The following is a 4,202-nucleotide window of genomic DNA, read 5'->3' as shown; positions in this document are numbered from 1 at the left end:
CGCGCCTGCGTTTCCGATTCAATCGGTAACATGCCCAGCACACCCCCACCACTGCGCTGTTTCATCGTCGAAGACAGCCCCATCATCCTGCACAACCTGATCGACACCCTGGAGCAGGTGTTGCCGCTTCAGGTCGTGGGGACGGCCGCCGACGAAGAAAGCGCCACCACCTGGATCCACAACCACCCGTCGGGTTGTGACCTGATGATCGTGGACGTGTTCCTGAAATCGGGCATCGGCCTGAACGTGCTGGTCACCGCGCGGCGCCACGCCCCGCACGTGCACAAGGTGGTGCTCACCAACTACGCCACCGACGCCATCCGCCAGCGTTGCCTGGCGCTGGATGCGGACCGGGTCTTCGACAAATCGAGTGAGCTGGAAGACCTCATCGCCTACTGCGGCGAACTCGCCAGCACGATCGGTGCGGCCTGAGCGCACGCGGTGGCCTCTCACTCACTGGATCAAGCCGTTCTTGAGCGCGTAATAGGTCAGGTCGCTGTTGGTGGACAGGCTGAGCTTTTCCATCACCCGGGTGCGATAGGTGCTCACGGTCTTGACGCTCAAGGCCAGGCTGTCGGCCATGGCGCCCACGGTTTCGCCTTTGGCCAGGCGCAAGAAGACCTGGAACTCGCGCTCGGAGAGCAACTCGTGGGGCTGCTTTTCAGCGGGAGCCGTGAGCCCGCTGGCCAGCATCTCCGCCACCCCGGCGGTGATGTACTTGCGCCCCCTGAACACCGTGCGGATGGCATTGATGATCTCGCTCGGGTCGCACTCCTTGTTGAGGTAGCCGCTCGCGCCCTGCTTGAGCAAGTGGGTGGCATAGTGCTGCTCAGGGTAGCCGCTGAGGATGAGCACCGGCAGGTCAGGGAATCGGGCCTTGATCGCCAGCAGCGCATCGACGCCACCCTCGTCAGGCATGGACAGGTCCATCACCAGCACATCGACCTCGCCACTGCGCGCCAGCTCCAGGGCTTCCTTGCCGTTGCCCGCTTCCCCCGTGACACGCAGGTCAACCTGCTCGCCCAGGTATTGCTTGAGCCCCGCACGCACGATGATGTGGTCGTCCACCAAACCAATTCGGATCATCTGTCCAGTCTAGGCCATGAACTCAAGACTTTTGCGACTCCTCCTTGGCGCCCATGGGGACATGTGGCGCATCGCTGCGGCGGTGCTGGCGGCGGCCTTCATGCTGCTGATCACGGAGCTGGCTTACCAAAGCCAGAGCGAGCAACTCGGCACGCTGGCCAAGATGGGCAAGGCGCGGCTGACGCTGGCCTACGCCATGCAGCGGGTCACCGATGCCGAGGCGGGCAAACGCGGCTACCTGCTGGTGGGTGGGCAAGACTACCTGGAGCCCTACGTTCGCGCCAGCAACGACGTGCGCGTGGCGCTCAGGGAGATCCATGCGCTCGACCATGCCAGCGGCGAAGCCAGCCTGCCAAGCAGGCAACTCAAGCTCGATCAGCTCTTCGACGAAAAGCTCGCCGAGATGCAAGAGGTGCTGCGCAGGCATGACAGTGGCAACCGCGAAGCCGCCATCGACATGGTGCGCAGCGGCATCGGCCGCGAAATCATGCAGCGCATGCGCGACGAGTTCGACGTCAACATGGCGCACCGCAATCGCCTGGTGACCCAAGGCCTGGACGACATCCAGGAGTTGCTGCTGCTGGGTCGCATTGGCATCGCCGCGATGACGGTGCTCAGCCTGCTGATCCTCATCCTGCTCATCCGCCAGGGCCGCCAGCTCATGGTCGAGCGCGAAGCGCAGCGCACCTCGCTGCTGCACGAAAAAGACCGCTTGGAGCAGGAGGTGCAACGCCGCACCAGCGACCTGCGCGACCTCGCTCGCCACCTGCAGACCGCCCGCGAAGACGAGCGAGCCCGCCTGGCCCGCGACCTGCACGACGAGCTCGGCGCACTGCTGACCACGGCCAAGCTCGACGTGGCCGTGCTGCGTCCGCGCATCCAGCAGAACCTGCCCGAGTTGCTGCCCAAGGTCACCCACCTGACCGACGCGCTCAACCAGGGCATCGCGCTCAAGCGCCGCATCATCGAAGACCTGTGCCCGTCATCCTTGCGCACCCTGGGCCTGGCCGCTTCGCTCGAAGCGCTGCTGCACGACACGGGCAAGGTCAGCGGCCTGCACATCGAGCAGGACCTGCAAGCCACCTCGCTCTCCGCAGACGACCAGCTCACCGTCTACCGGGTGGTGCAAGAGGCGATCACCAACGCGCTCAAGTACGCCCAGGCCACCCACCTGCGCGTGCGGCTGCTCGAACAAGGCGCACACGCTGTGGTCAGCGTCGAAGACGACGGCATCGGCTTTGACCCCGACACCTCCAGGCTGGGACGGCACGGCCTGCGCGGCATGCGTTTTCGCGTCGAGGCCTCTGGAGGCGAGCTCTCCCTGAGCTCGGCGCCTGGTCATGGCACCTGCATCACAGCCAGGCTGCCCCTGCTCCCGACAGACCCGAGCGAAGCCAAGCCGACGCAGGCGTTCGGTGCTCAGGCACCCGGCGCCATGTAGGCCTGGTCCGACACACACGCCTCACCGAGACCGACGCGCAAACAAGCCGCGCGCCTTCACGCCCGCGCCCCCTCGGCTCCTAAAGTGAACCCAACGCCCACCACACGGTTGGCGCCCAGGCCTCATCACTTCAGGAGCCCGCCATGCTGCACTACGCCGTCGTCTTCTTCGTCATCGCCCTGATCGCCGCCGTGTTCGGCTTCGGAGGCCTCGCGTCCGGCGCAGCCAGCATCGGCAAGATCCTGTTCGTGGTGTTCCTGGTCATGGCCATCGCATCGTTCGTCATGAACCTGCTGCGAGGCTGACCTCCCATCCATCCACCCATCCACCCACCCAAAGGAGCCCACCATGAGCCGACAGACCGCCCAAGAAATCAGCCGGGTCGCCAGCCGCCAGGTCGACCGCATCGCCGACGCCGCAGGCAACGCCCTGGACCAGGCCCACGACGCAGCCGATCAGGCCCTGAGCTCGGTGCAAAACGGCGCGCAGCACCTGGCCGAGCGCGCCCCAGGACTGGTCGACCTGGCCATCGACCGCGTCAAGCATTTGGGCGAGCGAGGCAGCGACATCGCCCGAGCCACCAGCGCCATGGCGATGGACAAGGCCAGGCTGGCCGCCGACCACACGGCAGACCGCATCCGACGGGACCCGCTGAAGTCGGTGCTCATCGCGGTGGCCGCCGGCGCTGCGGTCGCGGTCATTGCCAGCCACATGGCCCACCGCCGTCAATCCAGCGGCGGCCGCAGCAACCAGGGCCGCTGATACCTGCACCACACCACCCACTTCAGCAGGCCACAGCCATGCCAACTCTGCTCAGCGCCACCCTGCGTCACCCCGACGCCGCGTTGAACCACCTGCGCGCCTATGGCCAGCTCGCCAGTGCCGAGCTGACCCTGGCCGCGCAGGTCTGGCAAAGAAGGTTGCTGCTGAGCGTGGGAGCACTCGTGAGCGGTGGGCTGGCCATCGGCTTCATGGGACTGTTGCTGATGGCCTGGGCGCTGGTGCCCGGTGCGCTGGGGCCTCTGTGGAGCCCGCTGCAATGGGTGCTGCTGTCGGCCCCTGCGGCGCTCAGTGTTGCAAGCTGCCTGGCTTGCGTGCTCGCCTTGCGTGCCACCCCATCGCCTGCGCCGCTGCGGCACCTGCAGCGACAGTGGCAACTGGACGCCACCTGGCTGATGCCCAGCCAAGCCGAGCCGCAGGAGACACCATGACACCCCTCACCGACGCGCGCATCGCCGAAGCTTTGATGCAGCTCGAGCGAACGCGGACCCAGCTCGTGCTGCGCTGCGCTGGCGGGCTCAATGAGTCGGGCGAACACGCCAACCAGGCGCCCTCCGACCTCGAGCTCACCGGACTCCTGGACACCGTGTTCACCGAGGGCCTGGCCGACGACTGGATCGCCCGACACCCCTGGGCCAGCGTCGCAGCGGGTTTGCTGGCAGGCGGCCTGGCGGTGTCACAACGCCAACGCCTGATCCGCTGGGCCGTGGCCCATGCCCTGCCCTGGCTCACCTCGCAGGCAGCGGTGATGGCCACACCGCTGCTGTTGCAGTGGCTGAGCCGCCAGGCTGCTCAGGCGCCCTCCGACGAGGCCAAGGCCGCCGCAGACACCGAAGCAGCACAAGACCCCGACGCCGCCGGACTCACCGAGCCGAATTCACCCACCGCAAGATCG

7 protein-coding genes are annotated in these 4,202 nt (G+C 66.7%); 6 read left to right on the top strand and 1 reads right to left on the bottom strand.

Going from position 1 to position 4,202, the window contains the following annotated elements:
* Positions 1-30 precede the first annotated feature (30 nt).
* Entirely contained in the window at positions 31-432 is a 402-nt protein-coding gene (locus B2W70_RS10665; protein WP_058086684.1) for a response regulator, read from the top strand.
* A gap of 21 nt (positions 433-453) precedes the next feature.
* On the opposite strand, the gene B2W70_RS10660 is transcribed toward B2W70_RS10665, so the two are convergent.
* A complete protein-coding gene (locus tag B2W70_RS10660; protein ID WP_058086683.1) occupies positions 454-1,086 on the bottom strand; it encodes a response regulator in 633 nt (210 codons plus the stop codon).
* A 16-nt stretch (positions 1,087-1,102) separates the two neighbouring features.
* On the opposite strand from B2W70_RS10660, the gene B2W70_RS10655 reads away from it, so the two are divergent.
* From B2W70_RS10655 to B2W70_RS10635, 5 genes are all read left to right on the top strand, one after another.
* Positions 1,103-2,527, top strand: a complete 1,425-nt coding sequence (locus B2W70_RS10655; RefSeq protein ID WP_286745582.1) for a CHASE3 domain-containing protein — start codon at positions 1,103-1,105, stop codon at positions 2,525-2,527.
* A 143-nt stretch (positions 2,528-2,670) separates the two neighbouring features.
* Positions 2,671-2,832 (top strand): DUF1328 domain-containing protein, encoded by a 162-nt coding sequence (locus B2W70_RS10650; protein WP_083505828.1) that lies wholly within the window; start codon positions 2,671-2,673, stop codon positions 2,830-2,832.
* A gap of 43 nt (positions 2,833-2,875) precedes the next feature.
* Positions 2,876-3,289, top strand: coding sequence for a hypothetical protein (locus B2W70_RS10645; RefSeq protein WP_286745578.1), 414 nt, complete (start codon positions 2,876-2,878; stop codon positions 3,287-3,289).
* 38 nt (positions 3,290-3,327) lie between these two features.
* Entirely contained in the window at positions 3,328-3,738 is a 411-nt protein-coding gene (locus tag B2W70_RS10640) for a hypothetical protein (protein ID WP_286745577.1), read from the top strand.
* Positions 3,735-4,202: hypothetical protein (locus tag B2W70_RS10635; protein WP_286745575.1), on the top strand; the 468-nt coding region annotated here is incomplete at its 3' end. The genes B2W70_RS10640 and B2W70_RS10635, both read left to right, overlap by 4 nt.

It is taken from the genome of Aquabacterium sp. UBA2148 (assembly GCF_002328915.1).
GTDB classification, from domain to species: Bacteria; Pseudomonadota; Gammaproteobacteria; order Burkholderiales; family Burkholderiaceae_C; genus Aquabacterium; species Aquabacterium parvum.
Note: the sequence above shows the minus strand (reverse complement) of the source record. Positions and strands in the feature narration are given on the sequence as shown.